At 74.1% G+C, this 17,370-nt stretch carries 16 protein-coding genes, 1 pseudogene and 1 riboswitch; of the genes and pseudogenes, 5 read left to right on the forward strand and 12 right to left on the reverse strand.

What is annotated here, in order from left to right; genetic code table 11:
• Nucleotides 1–14: 14 nt before the first annotated feature.
• From ACWGSR_RS04275 to ACWGSR_RS04285, 3 genes are read right to left on the reverse strand one after another with little or no spacing between them, the layout of a single operon-like run.
• On the reverse strand, nucleotides 15–1,511 hold the full coding sequence (locus tag ACWGSR_RS04275; protein ID WP_453563391.1) for a precorrin-2 C(20)-methyltransferase: 1,497 nt from the start codon (nucleotides 1,509–1,511) through the stop codon (nucleotides 15–17).
• The gene (locus ACWGSR_RS04280) at nucleotides 1,508–2,158 is read right to left on the reverse strand and encodes a precorrin-8X methylmutase (RefSeq protein WP_351971109.1); all 651 of its coding nucleotides are present in this window, start codon (nucleotides 2,156–2,158) and stop codon (nucleotides 1,508–1,510) included. The genes ACWGSR_RS04275 and ACWGSR_RS04280 overlap by 4 nt, the downstream gene beginning before the upstream one ends.
• The gene (locus ACWGSR_RS04285) at nucleotides 2,155–3,390 is read right to left on the reverse strand and encodes a cobalamin biosynthesis protein CobG (protein WP_453563655.1); all 1,236 of its coding nucleotides are present in this window, start codon (nucleotides 3,388–3,390) and stop codon (nucleotides 2,155–2,157) included. The genes ACWGSR_RS04280 and ACWGSR_RS04285 overlap by 4 nt, the downstream gene beginning before the upstream one ends.
• 258 nt (nucleotides 3,391–3,648) lie before the next feature.
• A riboswitch (cobalamin riboswitch) is annotated at nucleotides 3,649–3,786 on the forward strand.
• A 39-nt stretch (nucleotides 3,787–3,825) separates the two neighbouring features.
• On the opposite strand from ACWGSR_RS04285, the gene cobN reads away from it, so the two are divergent.
• Nucleotides 3,826–7,443, forward strand: a complete 3,618-nt coding sequence (gene cobN, locus ACWGSR_RS04290) for a cobaltochelatase subunit CobN (protein WP_453563395.1) — start codon at nucleotides 3,826–3,828, stop codon at nucleotides 7,441–7,443.
• Nucleotides 7,444–7,583: 140 nt separating this feature from the next.
• Here the strand turns inward: cobN and ACWGSR_RS04295 are convergent, their stop codons facing one another.
• Nucleotides 7,584–7,931: a DoxX family protein gene (locus ACWGSR_RS04295; protein WP_376231822.1), complete on the reverse strand. Its 348-nt coding sequence runs from the start codon at nucleotides 7,929–7,931 to the stop codon at nucleotides 7,584–7,586.
• A 92-nt stretch (nucleotides 7,932–8,023) separates the two neighbouring features.
• Between ACWGSR_RS04295 and ACWGSR_RS04300 the strand changes: the two genes are divergently transcribed.
• From ACWGSR_RS04300 to ACWGSR_RS04310, 3 genes and pseudogenes are all read left to right on the forward strand, one after another.
• Nucleotides 8,024–8,470, forward strand: coding sequence for a MarR family winged helix-turn-helix transcriptional regulator (locus ACWGSR_RS04300; protein WP_453563397.1), 447 nt, complete (start codon nucleotides 8,024–8,026; stop codon nucleotides 8,468–8,470).
• A gap of 328 nt (nucleotides 8,471–8,798) precedes the next feature.
• Entirely contained in the window at nucleotides 8,799–9,752 is a 954-nt protein-coding gene (locus ACWGSR_RS04305) for a DUF1648 domain-containing protein (protein WP_376231825.1), read from the forward strand.
• 2 nt (nucleotides 9,753–9,754) lie between these two features.
• Nucleotides 9,755–10,108: pseudogene (locus ACWGSR_RS04310) on the forward strand (GntR family transcriptional regulator); the annotation flags it as partial.
• A 35-nt stretch (nucleotides 10,109–10,143) separates the two neighbouring features.
• Here the strand turns inward: ACWGSR_RS04310 and ACWGSR_RS04315 are convergent.
• From ACWGSR_RS04315 to ACWGSR_RS04330, 4 genes are all read right to left on the reverse strand, one after another.
• On the reverse strand, nucleotides 10,144–11,103 hold the full coding sequence (locus ACWGSR_RS04315) for a D-2-hydroxyacid dehydrogenase family protein (protein ID WP_376231826.1): 960 nt from the start codon (nucleotides 11,101–11,103) through the stop codon (nucleotides 10,144–10,146).
• A 357-nt stretch (nucleotides 11,104–11,460) separates the two neighbouring features.
• Complete coding sequence (locus ACWGSR_RS04320; protein ID WP_376231828.1) at nucleotides 11,461–11,898, reverse strand: hypothetical protein; 438 nt, start codon at nucleotides 11,896–11,898, stop codon at nucleotides 11,461–11,463.
• The gene (locus ACWGSR_RS04325; RefSeq protein WP_453563401.1) at nucleotides 11,895–13,367 is read right to left on the reverse strand and encodes an APC family permease; all 1,473 of its coding nucleotides are present in this window, start codon (nucleotides 13,365–13,367) and stop codon (nucleotides 11,895–11,897) included. Before ACWGSR_RS04325 ends, ACWGSR_RS04320 begins: the two co-directional genes overlap by 4 nt.
• Nucleotides 13,368–13,616: 249 nt before the next feature.
• Nucleotides 13,617–13,949, reverse strand: coding sequence for a MerR family transcriptional regulator (locus ACWGSR_RS04330; RefSeq protein WP_376231832.1), 333 nt, complete (start codon nucleotides 13,947–13,949; stop codon nucleotides 13,617–13,619).
• A 105-nt stretch (nucleotides 13,950–14,054) separates the two neighbouring features.
• Here ACWGSR_RS04330 and ACWGSR_RS04335 point away from each other — a divergent pair, with 105 nt between their 5' ends.
• A complete protein-coding gene (locus ACWGSR_RS04335) occupies nucleotides 14,055–14,417 on the forward strand; it encodes a hypothetical protein (RefSeq protein ID WP_376231833.1) in 363 nt (120 codons plus the stop codon).
• An 81-nt stretch (nucleotides 14,418–14,498) separates the two neighbouring features.
• Here the strand turns inward: ACWGSR_RS04335 and ACWGSR_RS04340 are convergent, their stop codons facing one another.
• From ACWGSR_RS04340 to ACWGSR_RS04355, 4 genes are all read right to left on the reverse strand, one after another.
• Nucleotides 14,499–14,759 (reverse strand): SCO5918 family protein, encoded by a 261-nt coding sequence (locus tag ACWGSR_RS04340; protein ID WP_376233163.1) that lies wholly within the window; start codon nucleotides 14,757–14,759, stop codon nucleotides 14,499–14,501.
• Nucleotides 14,760–14,801: 42 nt separating this feature from the next.
• Nucleotides 14,802–15,080: a CBS domain-containing protein gene (locus ACWGSR_RS04345; protein WP_453563405.1), complete on the reverse strand. Its 279-nt coding sequence runs from the start codon at nucleotides 15,078–15,080 to the stop codon at nucleotides 14,802–14,804.
• 171 nt (nucleotides 15,081–15,251) lie between these two features.
• Nucleotides 15,252–16,694, reverse strand: coding sequence for a DEAD/DEAH box helicase (locus ACWGSR_RS04350; protein ID WP_453563407.1), 1,443 nt, complete (start codon nucleotides 16,692–16,694; stop codon nucleotides 15,252–15,254).
• Between the two features lie 195 nt (nucleotides 16,695–16,889).
• Nucleotides 16,890–17,093 carry a cold-shock protein gene (locus tag ACWGSR_RS04355; RefSeq protein ID WP_030206327.1) on the reverse strand — a complete coding sequence of 68 codons (204 nt, stop codon included), beginning with the start codon at nucleotides 17,091–17,093 and terminating at the stop codon, nucleotides 16,890–16,892.
• Between the last annotated feature and the right edge of the window lie 277 nt (nucleotides 17,094–17,370).

Below are 17,370 nucleotides of genomic sequence, written 5' to 3' on the forward strand. Positions count from 1 at the left end.
TTTCGACACACGCCCTAGCCGTACCGGCGCGGCGTCCACGTGATCGTGCGGCCGTCCGCGCGCTCCACCGCCCGGGTCTGCGAGGAGCCGATCAGGAGCAGGGTGCGCATGTCGACCTCGGAGGGGTCCAGGGTCTTCAGGGTCAGCACCCGGACCGACTGCTCGGGGCCGCCCACGTCGCGGGCGACGACCACTGGGGTGTCGGGAGAGCGGACCTCCAGGAGGAGGTCGCGGGCGGCCGCCACCTGATGGGTGCGGGACTTGGAGCCCGGGTTGTACAGGGCGATCACCAGGTCCGCGCCGGCCGCCGCGCGCAGCCGGCCCGCGATGACGTCCCAGGGCTTGAGGCGGTCGGAGAGCGAGATCGTCGCGTAGTCGTGGCCGAGCGGGGCGCCCGCCGCCGCCGCGGCCGCGTTGGCGGCGGTCACGCCCGGCAGGACCCGTACGGGAACGTCCGCGTACGCGGGCTCCGAAGCCACCTCCAGGACCGCCGTCGCCATCGCGAAGACGCCCGGGTCGCCGCCCGAGACGACCGCGACCCGGTGCCCGCGCCGGGCCAGGTCGAGGGCGAACTCGGCGCGCTCCGACTCCACCTTGTTGTCGGAGCCGTGGCGCCGCTGGCCGGGGCGCAGGACCGGCACCCGGTCCAGGTAGGTGGTGTAGCCGACCAGGTCGTCCGCGTTGACGAGCGCGCCGCGCGACTCCGGCGTCAGCCAGGGCGCGCCCGCCGGACCCGTGCCGACCACGACGACCTCGCCCCGCTCCCGTACCGGCGGCTCCTCGTCGACGCGGGAGGGCAGGACGGCCACCGAGAAGTACGGGACGGACTCCGGGTCCACCTCCGCCAGGCGCCCAGTCCGCTCGCCCGCCATGAACGCCCGCTCCACGTACCGCGCGTCCTCCAGGCGGCCTGCCCGCTCCAGGGCCCGCCGCACGGTGGGGAAGGTGCGGCCGAGTTTCATCACGACCGCCGAGTCCGTGCCCGCGAGCCGGGCCGTCAGCTCGTCCTCCGGCAGCGTGCCCGGGACGATCGTCAGGACCTCCTCCGCCTCGCACAGCGGCTCGCCGAGCCGGGCGGCGGCGGCGCTCACCGAGGTGACGCCGGGGATGACGGTCGTGTCGTAGCGGTGCGCGAGCCGCTTGTGCATGTGCTGGTACGAGCCGTAGAAGAGCGGGTCGCCCTCGGCGAGGACCGCGACCGTGCGGCCCGCGTCCAGGTGGGCGGCGAGCCGGGCCGCCGCCTCCTCGTAGAAGTCGTTCAGGGCGCCCCGGTAGCCGCCGGGGTGGTCCGTGGTCTCCACCGTGAGCGGGTACATCAGCCGCTCCTCGACGTGGTCCTCGCGCAGGTGCGGGGCCGCGATCGAGCGGGCGATGGAGCGCCCGTGGCGGGCCGAGTGATAGGCGATCACGTCGGCCCCGGCGATGGCCTTCACGGCGGCGAGGGTGAGGAGGTCCGGGTCGCCGGGGCCGAGCCCCACGCCGTACAGCCTGCCGACGATGTTCCCGGTCACTGCTGGATCTCCGCTTCGTGCGCGAGGGCGTTGATCGCGGCGGCCGTCATGGCGCTGCCGCCGCGCCGGCCCCGGACGACGAGGTGGTCGAGGCCGAGGGTGTTGGCGGCGAGGGCGTCCTTGGACTCGGCGGCGCCGATGAAGCCGACCGGTATGCCGAGGACGGCGGCGGGCCGCCCCGCCCCCTTCGCGACCATCTCCAGGAGGTGGAAGAGGGCGGTGGGCGCGTTGCCGATGGCGACGACGGAGCCTTCGAGGCGGTCCCGCCAGAGTTCGAGGGCGGCGGCGGAGCGGGTGGTGCCGAGCTCGGCGGCCAGGGCGGGCACGGCCGGGTCGGAGAGCGTGCAGAGCACCTCGTTGTCGGCGGGCAGCCGCTTGCGGGTGACGCCGCTGGCGACCATCCGCGCGTCGCAGAGGATCGGCGCGCCGGCCCGCAGCGCGGCGCGGGCGCTCGCGACGACGCCCGGCGAGTACGCGATGTCCTGGACGAGGTCCGTCATGCCGCAGGCGTGGATCATCCGGACCGCCACCTGGGCGACGTCGGCGGGCAGGCCCGTGAGGTCCGCCTCGGCGCGGATCGTGGCAAAGGAGCGGCGGTAGATCTCCGTGCCGTCCTTCTCGTAGTCGAACATCCTGTTCTCGCTCATCTCGTTGTGCGGGGCGCGGTACGGGCCGTGGTGACCGCGGGGGCCAGTTCGGTACGGGGGACGGGGGCGCCGTCGACCAGGTAGCCGCCGCCGGGGGCGGCGAGGACGTCGATCCAGTCGCCGTGCGGGTGTCCGCAGCGGCGCTCGCACCCGGAGTAGTGGACGGGCAGGCCGGGACGGCCGGGGACCGCGTCCGCCCGGACGTCCGCGAGGGACTTGGCGCAGCCGGGCCGCCCGGTGCAGGCGCTGACGCCGATCCAGGGGGAGTCGGGCCGGGTGATCAGTCCGGCCGCGTCGAGCGCGGGCGTCCGGTCGGGCCCGGCGCCGACGACGACGGCTCCGCGCCAGGGCGTGAGCCGCACCTCGTCGGCGGGCAGCAGGGCCCGCAGCTGGGCGGCGGTGAGGCGGCCGAGAGGGGCGAGCACGTGGAGGGAGGCGGGGCCGAGGGGGCCGGGGACGGGCGGCGGCCCCTGCGGCAGGACCGGCTCGGGCACCTCTTCCGCCGCTGTCCCGGCCGCCGCGAGTGCTTCCGGTACGCCGGCCCCGTGGCCCTCCGGCAGCTCCCGTACGCGCCAGGCGCCGGTGCCGGCCGCGCGGGCGGCGGAGAGGAAGGCGCGGGCGGCGGCGAGGGCGGCGCGGGGCGCGTCGTCGGCGGCGACGCGCACGGCCCGGCCGCCCAGGTGCAGGAGCGCGGTGCGGGGGTCCACTGCGACCAAGGTCACATCCCCGCCGAGGCCGGTGACGTCGCCGCGGCCGTCGTCCAGGACGAAGAGGAAACGGCCCGAGAGCGCGGCGGCCCAGGGCGCGGCGCAGAGCCGTTCGTCCAGCTCGCGGGCCCACAACTGCACGTCGGCGGCGCCGAGTCCGTCGAGGCCCGCGGCCGGGGAGGCCACGATGTTGCGGACGCGCTCGTGGGTGGGCGAGGGCAGCAGGCCCGCCTCCGCCAGGAGCGCCGCGAGCTCCGCCCCGCAGCCGTCCGCCAAGCCGCGCAGCTCGGCGTTCCCGCGCGAGGTGACGCTGATCCGCCCGTCCCCCAGGGCCTCGGCGGCGTCCGCCAGGACCTCCACCTGACGCGCCGTCAACCTTCCTGCGGGCAGCCGCAGTCGGGCCAGGTGTCCGTCGTCGGCGGAGTGCAGCCGCAGCGCCCCGGGGCAGGCGTCGCCGCGCTCCCGCACACGGGGTGCGCCGGGGGCGGGCGTCGGGGGCGGGACGGGCGGCATGGCGGCGAGCATACCCACGGGAAACCGGCGGTCGACGGGGTGTGACCAGCCTGACTCGGGGCGCCCGGGCGGGGGCGCGAGGACCGGCTTCCCACGAGTGGGGAGGTGGGGGCGGGGGGCCGGCTTTCCGGGAGTCGGCGGGGGCGCGAGGGCCGGCTTTCCGCGCGTCGGACAGGCGCGGGCCGGCCCGGCACGCTCCGGCCCGGTCCCGGCCCGGTGCCGGTGTGATCCGCCCGACCCTCCCGCTCCCTCCGGCGTCCGGAGCTCACGATCTAGGATGCAAGCGGCATGGGGTCCCAGGACCCCGGGGAGGAAGCCCGGTGAGATTCCGGCGCGGTCCCGCCACTGTGAGCCGGCCCGGTGTTCTCGGGCCGGTGAGTCAGGAACTCCTGCCGTCCACACGACCACCCGGGGCGCGGACAACCCCGAGGAAGGCCTGCGCTCGCCATGCTTCTGCTGCTGTCGCACTCCGACACCGACCTGCTCAGCGCCCGCGCGGCCGGCGGACCGGTGGAGTATCGGTTCGCCAACCCCGCCCGGCTCCCGCTCGCCGATCTCGACGGGCTCCTCGACGGCGCCGAACTCGTCGTCGTCCGGCTCCTCGGCGGGCTCCGTTCCTGGCAGGACGGGCTCGACGCGATCCGCGCCGCCGGGAAGCCGGTCGTCGTGCTCAGCGGTGAGCAGGCGCCCGACGCGCAGCTCATGGAGGCGTCCACCGTGCCCGTCGGCGTCGCCACCGAGGCGCACGCCTACCTGGCGCACGGCGGCCCCGCCAACCTGGAGCAGCTCGCCCGCTTCCTCTCCGACACCGTCCTGCTCACCGGCCACGGTTTCGAGGCCCCGGCCGCCGCCCCGACCTGGGGCCCGCTGGAGCGCACCCCGAAGGCCACCGAGGGCCCGACGATCGCCGTGCTCTACTACCGCGCCCACCACATGAGCGGCAACACCGCCTTCGTCGGCGCCCTGTGCGAGGCGATCGAGGACGCCGGCGCGCGGGCCCTCCCGCTGTACGTGGCCTCCCTGCGCGCCCCCGAGACGGAGCTGCTCGACACCCTCCGCACCGCCGACGCGATCGTCACCACCGTCCTCGCGGCGGGCGGCACCAAGCCCGCCGAGGCGCAGGCCGGCGGCGACGAGGAGGCCTGGGACGCGGGGGCGCTCGCCTCGCTCGACGTGCCGATCCTCCAGGCCCTCTGCCTGACCGGCTCGCGGTCCGCGTGGGAGGAGAACGACGAGGGCCTCTCCCCGCTGGACGCCGCCAGCCAGGTCGCCGTCCCCGAGTTCGACGGGCGCCTGATCACCGTCCCGTTCTCCTTCAAGGAGATCGATGAGGACGGCCTGCCCGCGTACGTGGCGGACACCGAGCGCGCGGCCCGCGTCGCCGGGATCGCCGTGCGGCACGCCCGCCTCCGGCACATCCCGAATGCCGAGAAGAGGCTCGCGCTCGTCCTCTCCGCGTACCCCACCAAGCACTCCCGCATCGGCAACGCCGTCGGTCTCGACACCCCGGCCTCCGCCGTCTCCCTCCTTCGCCGGCTGATCGAGGAGGGCTACGACTTCGGGCCCGCCGAGGACCTCCCCGGCCTGGTCTCGGGCGACGGCGACGAGCTGATCTACGCCCTCATCGAGGCCGGCGGCCACGACCAGGACTGGCTGACCGAGGAGCAGTTGGCCAAGAACCCGGTCCGGATCCCGGCCGCCGACTACAAGCGCTGGTACGCGACCCTCCCCGAGGAGCTGCGCACCCACGTCGAGGAGCACTGGGGCCCGGCGCCCGGCGAGATGTTCCTCGACCGGTCGCGGAACCCGGAGGGCGACATCGTGCTCGCCGCCCTGCGGCGCGGGAACCTCCTCGTCCTCATCCAGCCGCCGCGCGGCTTCGGCGAGAACCCGATCGCGATCTACCACGACCCCGACCTCCCGCCGTCCCACCACTACCTGGCCGCCTACCGCTGGATCGCGGCCCGCGCCGAGGACGGCGGCTTCGGCGCCGACGCCATGGTCCACCTGGGCAAGCACGGCAACCTGGAGTGGCTGCCCGGCAAGAACGCCGGCCTGTCCGCCGCCTGCGGCCCGGACGCGGCCCTCGGCGACCTGCCGCTGGTCTACCCGTTCCTGGTCAACGACCCGGGCGAGGGCACCCAGGCCAAGCGGCGCGTGCACGCCACCCTGGTCGACCACCTGGTGCCGCCGATGGCCCGCGCCGACTCGTACGGCGACATCGCGCGCCTGGAGCAGCTCCTCGACGAGTACGCGCAGATCTCCTCCATGGACCCGGCGAAGCTGCCCGCGATCCGCGCCCAGATCTGGACCCTGATCCAGGCCGCCAAGCTCGACCACGACCTCGGTCTGGAGGAGCGCCCGGAGGACGACGGCTTCGACGACTTCCTGCTCCACGTCGACGGCTGGCTGTGCGAGGTCAAGGACGCCCAGATCCGCGACGGCCTGCACGTCCTCGGCGGCGCCCCGGCCGGCGAGGCCCGGGTCAACCTGGTCCTCTCCATCCTGCGCGCCCGCCAGATCTGGGGCGGCACGCAGGCGCTGCCCGGTCTGCGCGAGGCCCTGGGCCTGGACGAGTCGGCCGCGACCCGCACCACCGCCGACGAGGCGGAGGCGAAGGCGCGCGAGCTCGTCGAGGCGATGGAGGCGGCGGACTGGGCGGTGGACGCGGTCGAGTCGGTCGCGGCCGACCACGGCCCCGACGTCCGGGCCGTGCTGCGGTTCGCCGCCGAACAGGTCGTGCCGCGTCTGGCCGCCACCACCGACGAGCTGGCGCACGCCGTGCACGCGCTCAACGGCGGCTTCGTGCCGGCCGGTCCGTCCGGCTCCCCGCTGCGCGGTCTGGTCAACGTCCTGCCGACCGGCCGCAACTTCTACTCCGTCGACCCGAAGGCCGTCCCCTCCCGCCTCGCCTGGGAGACCGGCCAGGCGCTCGCGGACTCCCTCCTGGAGCGCTACCGCACCGACAACGGCGAGTGGCCGACCTCCGTGGGCCTCTCCCTGTGGGGCACGAGCGCGATGCGCACCGCCGGCGACGACGTCGCCGAGGCCCTCGCCCTGCTCGGCGTCCGCCCTCTGTGGGACGAGGCCTCGCGCCGCGTGAACGGCCTGGAGCCGATCCCGCTCGCGGAGCTGGGCCGTCCGCGCATCGACGTCACCCTGCGCATCTCGGGCTTCTTCCGCGACGCGTTCCCGCACGTCATCGGCCTCCTGGACGACGCCGTACGCCTGGTGGCCGGGCTGGAGGACGAGTCCGCCTCGGACAACCACGTACGGGCGCACGCGCAGGCCGACCTGGCCGAGCACGGCGACGAGCGGCGCGCCACCACCCGCATCTTCGGCTCCCGGCCGGGAACGTACGGCGCGGGCATCCTCCAGCTGATCGACTCCCGCGACTGGCGCACGGACGCCGACCTCGCCGAGGTGTACACGGTGTGGGGCGGTTACGCGTACGGGCGCGGGCTCGAAGGGCGCCCGGCGCGGGCCGAGATGGAGACCGCGTACAAGCGGATCGCGGTGGCCGCGAAGAACACGGACACGCGCGAGCACGACATCGCGGACTCGGACGACTACTTCCAGTACCACGGCGGCATGGTGGCGACCGTGCGCGCGCTCAAGGGCACGGCCCCCGAGGCGTACATCGGCGACTCGACCCGTCCGGAGACCGTCCGCACCCGCACCCTGGTCGAGGAGACCTCCCGGGTCTTCCGGGCCCGCGTGGTCAACCCGCGCTGGATCGAGGCGATGCGCCGCCACGGCTACAAGGGCGCGTTCGAGCTGGCGGCGACCGTCGACTACCTCTTCGGGTACGACGCCACGACGGGCGTGGTCGCCGACTGGATGTACGACAAGCTGACGCAGGAGTACGTCCTCGACCCGGAGAACCAGGCCTTCCTGAAGGAGGCCAACCCCTGGGCCCTGCACGGCATCGCGGAGCGCCTCCTGGAGGCCGAGTCCCGTGGCATGTGGGAGAAGCCGGACCCGGAGACCCTGGCCGCGCTGCGGCAGGTGTTCCTGGAGACGGAGGGCGACCTCGAAGGGGACGCGGACGGCTCGGACGACTGACGCGCGACCCTTCCGCGCCGTCGCGTACGGCGTCACGGCCCGGCCGACCACTCGGCCGGGCCGTTTCGCGTTCCCGTGCCGGTGCCGGTGCCGGTGCCGGTGCCGACACCGGTGCCCGTGCCACCGCTCCCGTGGTGCGGTCAGGCGGAGGCTATGCGCAGGACCAGGGCGGCCGCCGCGAGGAGGACGAGGACCGCGACCGGGGCCACCGCGTAGTCCTTCGCGCGCAGGTGGGTGACGAGGGCGCCGAGGAAGTAGAGGACCACGCCGATCGCCGCCGCCGCGCCGAGCGCGGGCACGGCCAGGCCCACGAGCAGGCCGATCGCGCCGGCCGCCTTCGCGGTCGCGAGCCACGGCAACCAGGATTCCGGGACGCCGAGCTTCGTCATGCTGCCCGTGATCTGCGGGTTGCGCGTGAAGGTGAAGAAGGCGGAGCCGGAGAGCGCGAGGGCGAGCAGCACCGCGACGACGGCATAGGCGATGAACATGGGAGCACTCCAACGGTAAGTTAGCTTCAATCGTTGAACTGTATCAACGATTCACGGCGCTCCACAATAGGGCCGCTGTTACGGTGGAGGGCATGGCAGCAGCCCTCCCGAACGACCGCCTCGGCTTCCTCCTCTCCTTCCGCGGGGAGCTCACCGGCGCGCGCATCCGTGCCGCCCTGGGCGTCGCGGGGCTGCACCCGAGGAGCGTCATGACGCTCATGCAGCTCGCCCCCGGCGCCATGAGCCAGCGGGACCTGGCCGCCGCCATGGAAGTCGACCCCAGCCAACTGGTCGCGATCCTGAACGAGTTGGAGGATCAGGGGCTCGCGGAGCGGCGGCGCGACCCCGCCGACCGGCGCCGGCACATCGTGGAGATCACGGAGACGGGCGCGGCCGCCCTGGAGCGGGTCGACACGGCGGTGAACGCGGCGGAGCGGGAGCTCTTCGGCGGCCTCACCGGCGCCGAACAGGCCCTGCTGCGAAGTCTGTTGGACCGGGTCGTGGTCGACCCGGCCGACCACGACTGCGGGGCCGGGTAGCCCTCCGGAGGTCGCGCCGCCGGTCCTCCGGGCCCCCGCGCCCCCGCGCCGCCGGTCCTCCGCGCCCTCGGGCCCCCGGGCCCCCGGGCCTCCGGGCCCCCGGGCCCCCGGGCCTGCTGTACCCGCCGTACCCGCCGTACTTCCCCCGTACCCCCTGCGCCCGCACGCCTCCCTCGCCGACCCTTCGAGGACGCGGCGAGGGGTCGCCAACGACGCCTGAAAACCTCCCCTTTGCGCTGATTCACGCCGTTCGGCGGACGATTCGCGCTGCCCGAGGGCCCTCCCTGAAGCCACTTGTTCTAGTAGAGTGCGAACAAGGGAGGTTTTCGTGAACCGTGCAACACCTCGTCTCCGCGTGCTCGCCGCGCTCCCCTTCGTCCTCGCGACCGCCGCGTACCTGCTGGTGCTCGCCCTCTGGTACGACCGGCTCCCCGACCCCCTCGCCACCCACTTCGGCCCCGACGGCGGGGGCCGCGCCGACGGCTTCACCGGCCGCGCCGCCTACGCCCTCGTCAGCACGGGCCTGCTCCTCGGCGCCGCCGCCGGCTGGAACCTCTTCGTCCGCCGCACCGCCCTCTGGGGCGCCTGGGCCACGGCCGGCTTCACCGGAGCGCTGCTCGTCCTGATCCTGCGGGACAACCTGGACGCCGCCGACGCGGCCGAGGTCGTCTCCCCCCTCGCCGACCTCACCGTCGCGGCCGCCGTCGCCGCCGTCCTCGCCCTCGCGGGCCTGGCCCTGACCCGGCTCGTCCCCGAGGAGGAGCCGGCCCCCGGACCCGGCACCCCGGACGGGCCCCGGCTCCCGCTCGGCCCGAGCGAGGTCGCCGGCTGGTCCCGCTCCACCGGCTCCCGGACCCTCACCGTCCTCGCGGTGCTCGCCCTCGCCGCCGTCCCCGTCACCCTGCTCCTGGCCCCCCGGCCCGAGGCCTGGCTCGCCCTCCTCGGGCTGGTCGTCGGGGTGCCGGGCCTCGCCCTCGCCCGCGTCCGGGTCACCGTCGACCGGCGCGGCCTCACCGTCCGGCCCGCCCTCGCCCCCCGGCCCCGCGTCCGCGTCCCGCTCGACGAGGTCACGGGCGCCACCGTCCGCGACGTCGACCCCGTCGCCGAGTTCGGCGGCTGGGGCTACCGGGTGTGGCCGCAGCGCACGGGCGTCATCCTGCGCTCCGGCGAGGCCCTCGTCGTACGGCGGGACAGCGGGCGCGAGTTCGCCGTCACCGTGTCCGACGCGCACACCGCGGCCGCCCTCCTCAACACCCTCGTCGAGCGGCGTGGGAGGCTCTGACCGTGCTCTTCCGCGTCGACCCGGCCTCGGCCGTCCCCCTCGGTGACCAGATCGCCGCCTGCGTCCGGGGGGCGCTCGCCGACGGCTCGGCCGCCCCCGGCGAACGGCTCCCGGCCGCCCGGGAGCTCGCCGACTCCCTGGGCGTCAACGTCCACACCGTCCTGCGCGGCTACCAGCGGCTGCGCGAGGAGGGGCTGATCGAACTCCGCCGGGGACGGGGCGCCATCGTCGTCCCCGGCGCCACCGCCCCCGACCGCGCCCGGCTGGTCTCCCGGCTGCGCGAGGCGGCGGCGGAGGCCCGCGGACTGGGCCTCTCGGAGGAGGAGTTCCTGGACCTGGCGCGGACGAGCCTGGGCCAGGGCGCGTCCCGCGCCCCGGGAGGGGCCGCGCGTCAGGCCAGTTCGCGGACCGGCGAACCCGCCAGGAACGCCTCGACGTCCTCCACCGCCTGCCCGAAGTACCGTCCGTAGTTCCCCTCCGTCACGTACCCGAGGTGGGGGAGGGCCAGGACGTTCGGCAGGGTCCGCAGCGGGTCGTCGGCGGGCAGCGGCTCCGTGTCGTAGACGTCGAGGCCCGCCCCCGCGATCCACCCCTCGCGCAGCGCCCGCAGCAGCGCCCCGCCGTCGACCAGACCGGCCCGGGAGGTGTTGACGAGGTACGCGGACGGGCGCATCGCCCGCAGTTCGGGCTCCCCGACCAGGCCCCGGGTGCGGTCGGAGAGCACCAGGTGCAGGGAGACGAAGTCGCCCTCCGCCATCAGCTCCCGCCGGTCCGCCACGAACCGCACGCCGTGCTCGGCCGCCCGCTCCTCCGTCAGGTTCGGGCTCCAGGCGGCGACGTCCATGCCGAAGGCGAGGCCGATCCGGGCCACCTTGGCGCCGATCTTCCCGAGGCCGACGAGCCCCAGGGTCCGGCCGGCCAGGTCGGTGCCGACGGTGGACTGCCAGGGCCCGCCCTCCCGCACCGCCCGCGCCTCGGCCGGCACGTGCCGGGCGAGTCCGAGGATCAGCGCCCAGGTCAGCTCGGTGGGCGGCTCGGAGCTGCTGGCCGTGCCGCAGACGGTGACGCCCCGGGCGCGGGCGGCGGCGACGTCGATCGAGGCGTTGCGCATGCCGGAGGTGATCAGGAGTCGCAGCCGGGGCAGCCGGTCGAGGAGCGCCGCGTCGACCGGCGTCCGCTCCCGCATGACGACGAGGATCTCGCAGTCCCCGACGGCGTCGACGAGCGCGTCCCGGCCGGTGAGGTGCTCGCGCAGGACGCGCACCTCGACGCGGCCGTCGAGCGGACTCCAGTCGGCGGAGGAGAGGGCGGCACCCTGGTAGTCGTCGAGTACGGCGCAGCGCAGCTTCATGGGGCCATGATCGCGTACGGGCTCCGCCGGGGGAACGGGTCGGGTCGCCTTCAAGACCTCCTCGCCCGGCCGGGGGCACGGGTCGGGTCGCCTTCGGGACCTCCTCGTCCGCCCCGGGACACTGATCGGGCCGTCCCCGGGACCTCCCCGTCCGCCCCGGCACACCGGTCAGGCACCCCTCGGGAACTCCTCGTCCAGCCGGCCCGGTCGAGCCGGGCGACGTCCGGGAAGGCCGTGACGGCGGAGGTGAGGGTGCGGTCCCCGACGGTCACCGACAGCACGGCGCCGTCCGCGACGACCACGGTCTCGGCCCGCCCGCCGTACACCCCGGCGACGGAGGGGCGGGTACCCCGCCCCTCACCGGCGTACGGTGCCGTCGGTCTTGAGGTCCGCGAGCTCCTCCTCGAACTCGTCGAGCTTGTCCGGGCAGTAGACCTTCAGGACGATCCGCTCGGCCTCGACGGCCTTGTCGTCGGAGATGACGGGCCGCTGGCCGGGCCCGGTGGCGCCGTTGGACTGCTGGATCTTCCACAGCGCCGTCTTCAGGGCGTTGCCCGGTGCCTCGCAGACCTGTCCGCCGTCCGTGCCGAGCAGCCGCTCCACGGTGTCCGTGTCCGGGGACGGGTATCCGGCCCTGACCAGCTCCTCCTGGAGCCGGTTGGCCTTGGACAGCGTCTCGTTGTTCCGCTTCACGGACTCGTAGCGGATCAGACCGGTGACGACGAGGGCGACCAGGATCAGGATCGAGCCCCAGTAGATCCACCGGTGCTCGGAGGCGAAGCGGGTGGGGCTCATGCCTGCTCTCCCTCGGTCGCGTGCGGTCCGTCGGCGGCGGCCGTGCGCCAGTCCGGCTTGCGGAACTTCAGGAAGAGCGCCGGGATCAGCAGGCCCAGGACCACCAGACCGCCGCCGATGACGAGCACGTACGACCAGACGCTGCTGCCGCCGAACTGCGACGGCGGGACGAAGCCGATGGCGAGGGCCGCGAGGGAGGCGAGCAGGCCGACCGAGCACAGCAGGCCCAGGGCGGGCGCCCGGTAGCCGCGCGGATGGTCCGGCTGGGTCTTCCGCAGGCGCATCGCGGCGACGAACATCAGCAGGTAGACGATCAGGTACACCTGCGTGGTGATGGTGGAGAAGATCCAGTACACGCTGGAGACGTTGGGGATCAGCGCGTAGAGCAGCGCGATGACCGAGGTCACGACGCCCTGCGTGACCAGGATGTTCTGCTGGATACCGTACTTGTTGAGCTTCTGCAGGAACGGCGGCAGGTAGCCCTCGCTGCGGGAGATCTCCAGGAGGCCCTTGGACGGCCCGGCGAGCCAGGTCAGCATGCCGCCGAGGGAGGCGGAGATCAGCATGACGGCGGCGATCGGGGTCATCCAGCCGACGTGGAAGTACGAGAAGAAGGCGTTGAAGGCCTGCATCACGCCGGCCGTCAGGCTGAGCTGGTCGGAGGGGACGACCCAGCTGATCGCGAGCGCCGGCAGGATGAAGATCAGCAGGACCAGGCCCACCGCCAGGAACATCGACTTCGGGTACTCCTTCGCCGGGTCCTTGAGCGAGGAGACGTGCACGGCGTTCATCTCCATGCCGGAGTACGACAGGAAGTTGTTGACGATCAGGACGAGGCTGGCGAGGCCCGTCCACTGCGGCAGCAGGTGGTTCGCGTCCATCGGCGCGGCCGACGCGTTGCCCTGCCCGAGGAAGACCATGCCGAGGACGACGAGGACCGTGCCGGGCACGAGGGTCCCGATGATCAGGCCCCAGCTGGAGAGCCCGGCGAGGGCCTTCGTGCCGCGCGAGGAGACCCACACGCCGGTCCAGTACAGGACCATGATGACGATCGCCGTGTAGACGCCGTTCGAGGCGAGGGACGGGTCGATGACGTACGCGATGGTCGAGGCCACGAAGGCGAGCAGGCTCGGGTAGTAGAAGATCGTCATCGCGAACTGGCACCAGACCGCGAGGAACCCGAGCGGCTTGGAGAGGCCCTCGGACACCCAGCGGTAGACGCCGCCGCTCCAGCCGGAGGCGAGCTCGGCGGAGACCAGGGCCGTGGGCAGCAGGAACACGACGGCCGGGACGAGGTACAGGAACACGCAGGCCAGGCCGTAGACGGCCATCGTCGGCGCGGCCCGCAGGCTCGCCACCGACGCGGTCGTCATCAGGGCCAGCGTCACCCAGGTGAGGGTGGTGGGCGCGGGCCGCGTCGCCGCCGCCCGTGGTCGGGGAACGTCGGCCGGGGTGTCGATGCTGCTCATGGGCCCTCCGGGCATGGGCGTCGGGCGTCGGAAGATCGATCCCCTCACGCTCGAACGGCCCCGGGGGTACGGCAACCGGAGACGCCCGGAAGGGCTAACCGCGCCCGGCCCGTCCCGGCGCCGGGGGCCCGGCCCGCCCGGCCGGTTCCTCGGCGGTGCGTTCCGGTGTCCGCCCGGTCGGTCTCTCCGCCTACGCCTGCGCCGGTTCCTCGGCGGCGCGTTCCGCGTCCGCCCGGTCGGCTCCTCCGCCTACTCCTCCGCAGCCCGTTCCGCCGCCCGCCGGTACTCGGCGTTGATGCGCTGGGCCTCCTCCAGCTGGTCCTCCAGGATGACGATGCGGCAGGCCGCCTCGACCGGAGTGCCCTGGTCGACGAGTTCCCGGGCGCGGGCCGCGATCCGCAGCTGGTAGCGGGAGTAGCGGCGGTGGCCGCCCTCGGAGCGGAGCGGGGTGATCAGGCGGGCCTCGCCGAGGGCGCGGAGGAAACCCGGGGTCGTGCCGAGCATCTCGGCGGCCCGTCCCATGGTGTAGGCCGGGTAGTCGTCGTCGTCGAGTCGGCCGCCGAGCGGATTGTCCGCTGTCATCTGCACCTCTTCCGGGGGACGCTTCGGGGCCCCGGTGCCGTACGGCTTCGGAGCCCCGGGAGGAAATTCAACCACCGGAGGGCGTGCCGCCTAGAATCGGCTCTCATGTCGAAGCCTGACGAACTGCTGATTGACATTGCCGCCACGGTGGAGTCCGGGCAGAGCAATCAGATGTCCCTGACCGTGGTCGCGGGGGGCGTGGTCATCACCGGGCGCCTGGCCCCCGAGGCCCTCTGGAGAGAGCGGGTGTCGGAGGTCCTGACGGACTCCGCCCGGCTGGGCGAGTTCTCCAGGGTCTTCTCGCCCGCCGAACGGAAGGACGACGAACGTCCCACGCACCTCCACTTCCACCTGGCCCGGATCCTCCAGGGCACGGTGGGCATTCCCGAGACCGGCGGGATGTACCGCGTCGCGATCGCGGACGTCAGCGCGTGGACGGTGGGCGACTTCCGGTACTCCGACCACTGAGCCGCCGGCGGACGCACGGCGAGGGCCCCACCGGAACGTTCCGGTGGGGCCCTCGCCGTGCCCGGGGCGTCCGGGACGGGGTCAGAAGGTCTCGGCGGCCGTCTCCACGGGGAACGTGCCGCAGGTGAAGCCGAGGCGGGTCATGGCCCGTACGACCTCGCCGGCGCTGAAGTCGCGCCGGTCCTGGCGGGTGAGGACCTCACCGACCTGCTTCGCGGGGTACTGGCGGCGGCCTATGGTGACGAACTCGCCGGTGCCCGGCTCGGGCTTGACGCCCCTCATCGATTCCAGCACGCCGCTCTTCGTCAGGTCGAAGGGGAAACGGGCGATGACACAGCGCATGATGCCTCTCAGGGGTGGTGGGGACGGCGGGTGGAGGGACGTTCAGAGGGCGGGCGCGGCGTCGACGACGTCCCGGAGCCGGAGCCGGTCCGTGTACGAGGAGGCGGCGCGGGCGGCGGCGAGCTGGGCCCGCGTGACCAGGCCGGTGGGCCGGTCGTCGCCGTCGCAGACGAGCAGCCGCCCGGTACGGGCGGCTGCCATGACGGACAGGGCCACCTCGACGGTCATGTGGTCGGCGGCCTGCGTCACGGTCTGCGTCATGGCCTGCGCCATGGTCTCGTCGGGGGAGGTCCGGCGGAGCTGCGTGCGGAGCGGGGTCACGGGGGGCCTCCTGCGGGGAAGTGACGGGGGGACGCCGTACGGGGGGACGCGAGCGACCGGTCGGGGCGCCCGGGGCTCCGGTCACCCGGGGCGAGGGCGCCCGGGGCTCCGGGGGTTCCGGTCCGCCGGGCGCGCCCCGGCGGTCGCGTGCGGCGTGCGCGTGCGGCGGTCCTACGCGGCGTCGCGTGCGCCGGGCCGGCGGCCGACCCGGTGGGGGCGGCCGCCGCGGCGGGAGCGGGCGGGAGCGCCGTCGCGGCGCCGTTCGGCCGCGGGGGACGCGATGACGACGGGGACGCCGGACGGGGCCTGCGCGCCGGTGATGCGGCGCAGTTCGTCCCCGCCGGAGCGGACCTCGGTGACGCGGGGCCGGATGCCCGCGTCCGCCATGAGGCGGACCATGCCCCGGCGCTGGCCCGGGGTGACCAGGGTGACGACGCTGCCGGACTCGCCCGCGCGGGCGGTGCGGCCGCCGCGGTGCAGGTAGTCCTTGTGGTCGGCGGGCGGATCGACGTTGACGACGAGGTCGAGGCGGTCGACGTGGATGCCGCGGGCGGCGACGTTCGTGGCGACGAGCACGGACACGTGGCCGGTCTTGAACTGCGTCAGGGTGCGGGTGCGCTGCGCCTGCGACTTCCCGCCGTGCAGCGCGGCGGCCCGTACGCCGCTGAGGAGCAGGTCGCGGGTCAGCCGGTCGACGTCGTGCTTGGTGTCGAGGAACATGATCACGCGTCCGTCGCGGGCGGCGATCTCCGTCGTGGCGGCCTGCTTGTCGGAGCCGTGGACGTGCAGCACGTGGTGCTCCATCGTCGTGACGGCGCCGGCGGACGGGTCGACCGAGTGGACGACGGGGTCGTTCAGGTAGCGGCGTACGAGCAGGTCGACGTTGCGGTCCAGGGTGGCGGAGAACAGCATCCGCTGCCCCTCCGGCCGCACCTGATCGAGGAGCGCGGTGACCTGCGGCATGAAGCCCATGTCGGCCATCTGGTCGGCCTCGTCGAGGACGGTGGTCCCCACCTGGTCGAGCAGGCAGTCGCCGCGGTCGATGAGGTCCTTGAGGCGGCCGGGGGTCGCGACGACGACCTCGGCGCCGGAGCGGAGCGCGTGCCTCTGACGGCCGATCGACACCCCGCCGACGACGGTGGTCGTCCGGAGCCGGAGCGAGCGGGCGTAGGGGGCGAGGGCGTCGGTCACCTGCTGGGCCAGCTCGCGGGTGGGCACGAGGACCAGGGCGAGGGGCCGCCGGGGTTCGGCGCGCTTCCCGGCGGTCCGGGCGAGCAGCGCCAGGCCGAAGGCCAGGGTCTTGCCGGAGCCGGTCCGGCCGCGGCCCAGGGCGTCGCGGCCCGCGAGGGTGTTCGGCAGGGTCGCGCCCTGGATCGGGAACGGCACGGTCATGCCCTCGGCGGCGAGGGCGGCGAGCAGCGGGGCGGGCAGGTCGAGCGCGGCGAACGACTCGACGGCCGGCAGCGCGGGGGTGACCGTCCGGGGGAGCGCGAACTCGGCCGGCGGACCCGAGGGTGCCCGGCCCCCGCCCTGGGGGCGGGTGCGGCCGCGGGGCTGCGAACGGGCGGAACGGGCGGAGCGGGTGGAATGCGTGTGCGTGCGCGTGCGGTTCATGGCGAACCTTCCTCGATGCGGCGCATATCAAGGAATTTCCGCAGCAGAAATGCAGCACGGACAATTGCGAGACAAGCCGGACCGAAATCGACGGGTCCTTCTATGCAAAGAGCTGGGGCCCGCACCCCAAGGTGCGGGCCCCAGCTCGTGCTGCGCGCAGCGCTTCGTGAGAAGCGCTGCGCGACAGTGACAGCGTCAGGCGGAGACGATGTTCTCCGCGGTCGGGCCCTTCTGGCCCTGCGCGATGTCGAAGTTCACCTTCTGGCCTTCCTGGAGCTCACGGAAGCCCTGCGAGGCGATGTTCGAGTAGTGGGCGAACACGTCGGGGCCGCCACCGTCCTGCTCGATGAAGCCGAAGCCCTTTTCCGCGTTGAACCACTTGACGGTACCGGAAGCCATATCAATTCTCCTTCGGGGCAGTGCCCGGAAATCCGCACCGTGCGGATTCCGTGTCGCCGCGATGATCGCCCCAACCGGAAAAGACCGGCAATTCTCATGACCGTTGACGCTCATGCTTCGGGAACCACAACTGCAACTGATGTCGACAGTAGCACGGTGGAGGGCGGAGTGCGTGGTGAGTAATTCTTTCCGCGTGGTCCGGTGAGAAATGCTCACGGCGCGTGGTGCTGAATTCTCACTTCGCGGGAACAGATTTATTCGTCCGGCCCGTCACCTC

The sequence above is a fragment of the Streptomyces sp. NPDC055632 genome, assembly GCF_053618675.1.

Excerpts from the sequence above, each read along its gene's own strand:
- ACWGSR_RS04280 (WP_351971109.1), bottom strand. The coding sequence starts at position 2,158 with ATGAGCGAGAACAGGATGTTCGACTACGAGAAGGACGGCACGGAGATC.
- ACWGSR_RS04285 (WP_453563655.1), bottom strand. The coding sequence starts at position 3,390 with ATGCTCGCCGCCATGCCGCCCGTCCCGCCCCCGACGCCCGCCCCCGGC.
- cobN (WP_453563395.1), top strand. The coding sequence starts at position 3,826 with ATGCTTCTGCTGCTGTCGCACTCCGACACCGACCTGCTCAGCGCCCGC.
- ACWGSR_RS04295 (WP_376231822.1), bottom strand. The coding sequence starts at position 7,931 with ATGTTCATCGCCTATGCCGTCGTCGCGGTGCTGCTCGCCCTCGCGCTC.
- ACWGSR_RS04300 (WP_453563397.1), top strand. The coding sequence starts at position 8,024 with ATGGCAGCAGCCCTCCCGAACGACCGCCTCGGCTTCCTCCTCTCCTTC.
- ACWGSR_RS04315 (WP_376231826.1), bottom strand. The coding sequence starts at position 11,103 with ATGAAGCTGCGCTGCGCCGTACTCGACGACTACCAGGGTGCCGCCCTC.
- ACWGSR_RS04320 (WP_376231828.1), bottom strand. The coding sequence starts at position 11,898 with ATGAGCCCCACCCGCTTCGCCTCCGAGCACCGGTGGATCTACTGGGGC.
- ACWGSR_RS04325 (WP_453563401.1), bottom strand. The coding sequence starts at position 13,367 with ATGAGCAGCATCGACACCCCGGCCGACGTTCCCCGACCACGGGCGGCG.
- ACWGSR_RS04330 (WP_376231832.1), bottom strand. The coding sequence starts at position 13,949 with ATGACAGCGGACAATCCGCTCGGCGGCCGACTCGACGACGACGACTAC.
- ACWGSR_RS04335 (WP_376231833.1), top strand. The coding sequence starts at position 14,055 with ATGTCGAAGCCTGACGAACTGCTGATTGACATTGCCGCCACGGTGGAG.
- ACWGSR_RS04340 (WP_376233163.1), bottom strand. The coding sequence starts at position 14,759 with ATGCGCTGTGTCATCGCCCGTTTCCCCTTCGACCTGACGAAGAGCGGC.
- ACWGSR_RS04350 (WP_453563407.1), bottom strand. The coding sequence starts at position 16,694 with ATGAACCGCACGCGCACGCACACGCATTCCACCCGCTCCGCCCGTTCC.
- ACWGSR_RS04355 (WP_030206327.1), bottom strand. The coding sequence starts at position 17,093 with ATGGCTTCCGGTACCGTCAAGTGGTTCAACGCGGAAAAGGGCTTCGGC.